This window comes from Thiolapillus sp. (genome assembly GCF_048562965.1).
Taxonomy (GTDB): Bacteria; Pseudomonadota; Gammaproteobacteria; order Chromatiales; family Chromatiaceae; genus Thiolapillus; species Thiolapillus brandeum_A.
The window spans coordinates 1-5,551 of record NZ_JBHNMF010000209.1 but is presented as its reverse complement, the minus strand read 5'-3'; the positions used below and the strand labels follow the sequence as shown (position 1 = coordinate 5,551).

Below are 5,551 nucleotides of genomic sequence, written 5' to 3'. Positions count from 1 at the left end.
GTTGTTGTCGCGGTCGGGTTTCCCGGGTTCCTGAATAATGTGCCCTTCACACCCCGACAGGACAGACCTGATCATTTGCCTCAAACCCACCTCAGCTACCCACAAATTCTGCTGAGGAGCCTGATTTTTTGGCTTCAATCCGATGGACTGGCAGTGAGCCCGGCCTTTGGTTGACCTCTGACCATGAGGGTGCGCATTTCAAAATTTAGATCAAAATTTTCTAGTGAGACACGCCTTTAACCAAACAATAAAACCGGCTTATAACATGTAGCGATACAGGATACAATTGATCATGATTAAGACGTTCCGGGATCAATGGCTGGATGACTACTACTTTCGTGGTGTTAAGTCACCCAACATCCCCAGCACCCTCGAGAGTGCGCTAAAGCGTAAGCTCGATATTATCCATGCCGCTCACGGCGAGCAGGATTTAAGAGTACTACCGGGTAACCGCTTTGAGCATTTGGAGGGAAAGCTAAAGGATTGGTGCTCGATCCGCGTGAACAAACAATACCGTCTGATATTCCAGTGGAATGCAGGCAAAGCTAACGGGGTCTATCTGGATCCCCATACGTATAGGTAAGAGGTGAAACCATGGTTGAAGCACTGAAAATTCCTGCCCATCAACCTACCAGCGTGGGCTCTATGCTCAAAGAAGAATTTCTAGATCCTCTGGGGATCACCCAGGGCGAACTGGCAAAAGCGATGGGCGTAGGCCGAAAAACCGTCAACGAACTTTGTGGTGGTCGTCGCGGTGTAACGGCGGAAACCGCTTTTTTGCTGGCAAAGGTTCTGAGCACTACTCCGGAGTTTTGGCTGAATCTCCAGTTCATGAATGACATGTGGCTTGCTCAGCACAATGAAGTGTTGGCTGAGAAACTGGAACACGCAAGGCCTTTGGTGGCCGCCTAGACAAATAGATGATCAATGACTGCCAATGAGAAATTCCTGCCCCAACGGCAACGAAAATCTGGCCGAACACCCGGAACTTGGACGGTGAACGGGTGTTGACGGGGTCCGCACCAGTCCCAATCCAGCTCGCCCTGATACGCACCCGGACCGTAAAAAACGCGGGCGCCTACTGGCAGGTAACAGTGCCCCCCGCCTCGCGGGCCTCCGAGCTTGGTTCGAGGCCTGCGCCAATCTGGTCGCCGTGTGGTGGCAGATCGGTGACGCCGTGGGCTGGGAAACCGCGGACGACGCACTGAAGAACATCCCATCTTCTTCATCAGCCGGATAAACCTCCGGCCTTTTTAGGGCGTTTATGGAAAAAGATATCACAGCATCAGACCTCAAAACCATACTCCACTCAAAACGCGCCAATCTCTACTATCTGGAGAAATGCCGTGTGCTGGTCAATGGTGGCCGCGTCGAATATGTCACCGACGAAGGCAAGCGCTCGCTTTACTGGAACATTCCCATCGCCAATACTACAGCTTTGCTGCTCGGCACGGGCACCTCCATCACCCAGGCAGCCATGCGGGAGCTGGCCAGGGCCGGTGTTCTGGTCGGCTTCTGTGGCGGGGGCGGCACCCCGCTGTTCAGCGCCACCGAGCGGGACACGGACATTCTCTGGTTCTCTCCCCAGAGTGAGTACAGGCCCACGGCGTACCTGCAAGCCTGGGTGCGTTTCTGGTTTGACGATGAACAGCGCTTGCAGGCGGCCCAGGACATCCAGCATACCCGCCTGAATCAGATTCGACGCCACTGGTTGCATCGTCGCCTGCGCGATCAGGGTTTCGGGGTGGATGACGCCCGGCTGGAGACACTGTTGCAACAAGCGGAACAACAGATCGACAAGGCCAGCGATGTCAACGATCTGCTCATCAGCGAGGCCCGCCTGACCAAGCAACTGTTCAGGCTGGCGGTGGTCACCACCGGCTATGGTGAATTCACCCGTGCCAAGCGCGGCGGCGGCACGGATCCGGCCAACCGCTTCCTTGATCACGGCAATTATCTGGCCTATGGCCTGGGTGCCACTGCCTGCTGGGTGCTTGGTCTGCCTCATGGTCTGGCCGTACTGCACGGCAAGACCCGCCGTGGCGGGCTGGTGTTTGATGCTGCTGACCTCATCAAGGACGCCCTGATCCTGCCGCAGGCATTCCTCTCGGCCATGGCCGGCCATGAGGAAAGCGAATTCCGCCAGGCCTGTATCGGAGCGCTCACCCAGGCCGGGGCACTGGACACCATTATCGACGTGCTCAAAGCGATTGCTCACCGACAGGGGGAGGCCACCGGGTGAACGTGATACTGGTTTCCCAATGCAGCAAACGGGCGCTCAAGGAATCCCGGCGCATCCTCGATCAGTTTGCGGAGCGGCGCGGCAACCGAAGCTGGCAGACCCCCATTACTCTGGCGGGGCTCAAGACCCTGCATCGCCTGTTGCGAAAGACAGCCCGAAAGAACACGGCGGTCGCCTGTTTCTGGATACGCGGTCACAACCGGAGCGAACTTCTGTGGATCGTGGGTGACACTCGTCAGTTCAATGAATGGGGCGGCACACCCACCAACGCCACTCAACGGAATGTATTACGCACGGAAGACGAGGACGACTGGCTCAGCGGTGAGGGCATTCGCCTGCTTGCCGCCCTGGCGGCACTGATGCACGACCTTGGTAAGGCCTGTTGCGCCTTTCAGCAGAAACTGCAGGACACCAAACCTATTGCCGACGTCTATCGCCACGAGTGGGTCTCCCTGCGCCTTTTTCAGGCATGTGTGGGCGACGCACAGAATGATAAGACATGGTTGGAGCGACTGAAAAACCTGAGTGACGAAAAAGCGGAGCAGTTACCGAAAGACATCCTCCGCGACGGCATCGACAAACCCTCGCCACCACCCATGAAAAAGTTTCCGCCCCTGGCGCAGGCGGTGGGCTGGCTTATCCTGAGTCATCACCGGCTGCCCGCCGATCCTGACCGCGGGGGAACGAGAGAAAAAGATCTCAAATGCCTGCCAGCCAACCTGAAGGCGGGGTCGTGTGGCGAACGCCCCAAACGGCAGGACGAAAAAGACAGGGACTACCAGAAGCTGAAAGAACAATGCTGGGAGTTCCCCCAAGGCACGCCTTTTGACAGCCAGTCCTGGCGTAAACGCACCGCCCGCTTTGCACGCCGGATGCTGGAACACGAAAGGCTGTTCGCGGACAACTGGCTGGACAACCCTTACGCCCTGCACCTGGCCCGACTTGGCCTGATGCTGGCAGACCACTACTACTCCAGTTTGCCCGCCCAGCCAGGTTATGGCGACCGCGACCACCCACTCTATGCCAACACCGATGCAAACGGCCAGCTCAAGCAACGGCTGGATGAACACCTGCTGGGGGTAGAAGCCCACGCCTCCCGTCTGCTCTGGCAACTGCCGCGGCTGAACCGGCAGGTTTCCCGCATTGCCCGCCACAAGGGCTTTACCCGTCGCACACTGATCCACCGCTTCACCTGGCAGAACAAGGCCTACGATCTGGCAGCCAGCATTCGCCAACGGGCGCGGGAATATGGCTTTTTCGGCATCAACATGGCCTCCACTGGCATGGGCAAGACCTTTGCCAACGGGCGCATCCTGTATGCCCTGGCAGAGCCAAAACAGGGCGCGCGCTTCAATATTGCTCTCGGCCTGAGGACGCTGACACTTCAGACAGGCGACGCCTATCGTGATCACCTCGGACTGGGACCGGAGGACATGGCGGTTCTGGTCGGCGGGCGTGCCATTCGCGAGTTACACGCGCAACAGCGTCAGCCGGATAAAGTCCCTCAGACCGCTGACCGAGGCAGCGAATCCCTGGAAAACCTGCTCGACGACAACAGCTTTGTCCACTACGAAGGCAGCCTGGAAGACGGGCCACTGGCCCAATGGCTGAAAAAATCCCCGGACGCGCAAAAACTCCTGGCAGCCCCTATCCTCATCAGCACCATTGACCACCTGATGCCCGCCACCGAGAGCACCCGTGGTGGGCATCAGATCGCGCCTATGCTGCGCCTGCTGACATCCGACCTGGTGCTGGACGAAGCCGATGACTTCGATCTGAATGACCTGCCGGCACTGACCCGTCTGGTTCACTGGGTCGGGATGCTGGGCAGTAATGTCCTGCTGTCTTCTGCCACCCTGCCACCCGCGCTGGTACAGGGCCTGTATGATGCCTGGCGCGCCGGCAGAAGCGTCTTTCAGCAGAACCGGGGCGAGCCGGGCCGGACAGTCAACCCTGTGTGCGCCTGGTTCGATGAATTCGGCTGCACGGCTGAGGACTGTCCCGACACCGAAACCTTTTCCGCCCACCATCACTCGTTCGTGGAAAAACGCCTGCACAAGCTGGCAGGGGAGCAAGAGAAACGCCGCGCATGGATTCAGCCGGTGGCTATTCCTGCCCCGTCTCCAAGGGAAGAAATCTATCCCACCTGGGCCGGTATTCTGCGGGATACCGCGGCCAAACTGCACAAAAATCATCATGTCTCTGATCCGACAACCCGCAAACGTCTGAGCTGCGGCCTGATCCGCATGGCTCACATCAGGGACATCATCGCCACCGCCCGGGAGCTGCTGCGGCTGGGTGCCTGCACGAACCAGCGTATCCACCTCTGCGTCTATCACTCCCGCCATCCACTGCTGATGCGCGCCGCTATTGAAGAAAGGCTGGATCGCCTGCTCAAGCGCGAAGAAGGCGACGCCCGCCTGTTCCAACAACCGGAAATTCGCGCCATGCTGGACCGGCACGACGAGCCGGATCAGCTGTTCATCATCCTGGCCAGCCCGGTGGCCGAGGTTGGTCGCGACCACGACTACGACTGGGCCATCGTCGAACCTTCTTCCATCCGTTCTCTGATTCAGCTCGCCGGCCGGGTACGGCGCCACCGGGATCCACCCACATCGGAGGAACCCAATATCGCCCTGATGCAAACCAACATCGCCCACCTGCGCAAAGGCATGAGCCAACCGGCTTTTTGCCGTCCCGGCTTCGAAACCGGGCTGTCCGGATCGGATGCTGCGCTGCTAAACAGCCACGACCTCAACGATCTGATCACCGATGAACAACTGGCGCGCATTGATGCCAGCCCCCGCATACTCGAACGAGCCTCCCTGCAGCCCCGCGACAATTTGGCCGACCTGGAACACGCACAACTGAGGGTGCTGATGGGTATCGAGAAAATTGATGATTTGACCAATAAAACACAGGTCACCCGCTGGTACCGCACACGGGCCCACCTCAGCGGTGAATTGCAACGGATGGCACCCTTCCGTGACGATCAGCTCAAGTACACCCGCTACTACCTCGGCGTGAACGATGGCCATGAACTGACCCTCATGCGTTTCGAAAAATACGGGCCCGCCACCGACCACAGTGGCAGGTTGCTGTTGGAGGCCGCTGACACTGATCCCGGCCCGGCCATCGAACTGTTTGGCCAGACGGATTACCAGGCGGCTCTCGAAGGGCTGGCGGATCGAATGGACATGGATAGCGCTGAATGTGCGCGAAAGTTTGGTGTTATCGAATTGCGGGAAAGCAGGGACCAAGAAATTCAATGGCGGTATCACCCTGCTCTGGGCTTCCACGAAGAGCACC

Annotated in this window: 4 protein-coding genes; all 4 read left to right on the top strand. The window is 58.6% G+C overall.

Annotated elements, in window-relative coordinates:
* Positions 1–292: 292 nt before the first annotated feature.
* Entirely contained in the window at positions 293–583 is a 291-nt protein-coding gene (locus ACOCD2_RS11445; protein WP_293650719.1) for a type II toxin-antitoxin system RelE/ParE family toxin, read from the top strand.
* An 11-nt stretch (positions 584–594) separates the two neighbouring features.
* Positions 595–912 (top strand): HigA family addiction module antitoxin, encoded by a 318-nt coding sequence (locus ACOCD2_RS11440; RefSeq protein WP_293675498.1) that lies wholly within the window; start codon positions 595–597, stop codon positions 910–912.
* Positions 913–1,264: 352 nt separating this feature from the next.
* The gene (gene cas1f / locus ACOCD2_RS11435) at positions 1,265–2,242 is read left to right on the top strand and encodes a type I-F CRISPR-associated endonuclease Cas1f (RefSeq protein ID WP_293648551.1); all 978 of its coding nucleotides are present in this window, start codon (positions 1,265–1,267) and stop codon (positions 2,240–2,242) included.
* The coding region (gene cas3f, locus ACOCD2_RS11430) for a type I-F CRISPR-associated helicase Cas3f (RefSeq protein ID WP_419625698.1) at positions 2,239–5,551 on the top strand (3,313 nt) is incomplete at its 3' end. The genes cas1f and cas3f, both read left to right, overlap by 4 nt.

Bases quoted from the DNA above. Each gene is read 5' to 3' on its own strand.
- cas1f (WP_293648551.1), top strand. From the start codon at position 1,265: ATGGAAAAAGATATCACAGCATCAGACCTCAAAACCATACTCCACTCA.
- ACOCD2_RS11445 (WP_293650719.1), top strand. From the start codon at position 293: ATGATTAAGACGTTCCGGGATCAATGGCTGGATGACTACTACTTTCGT.
- ACOCD2_RS11440 (WP_293675498.1), top strand. From the start codon at position 595: ATGGTTGAAGCACTGAAAATTCCTGCCCATCAACCTACCAGCGTGGGC.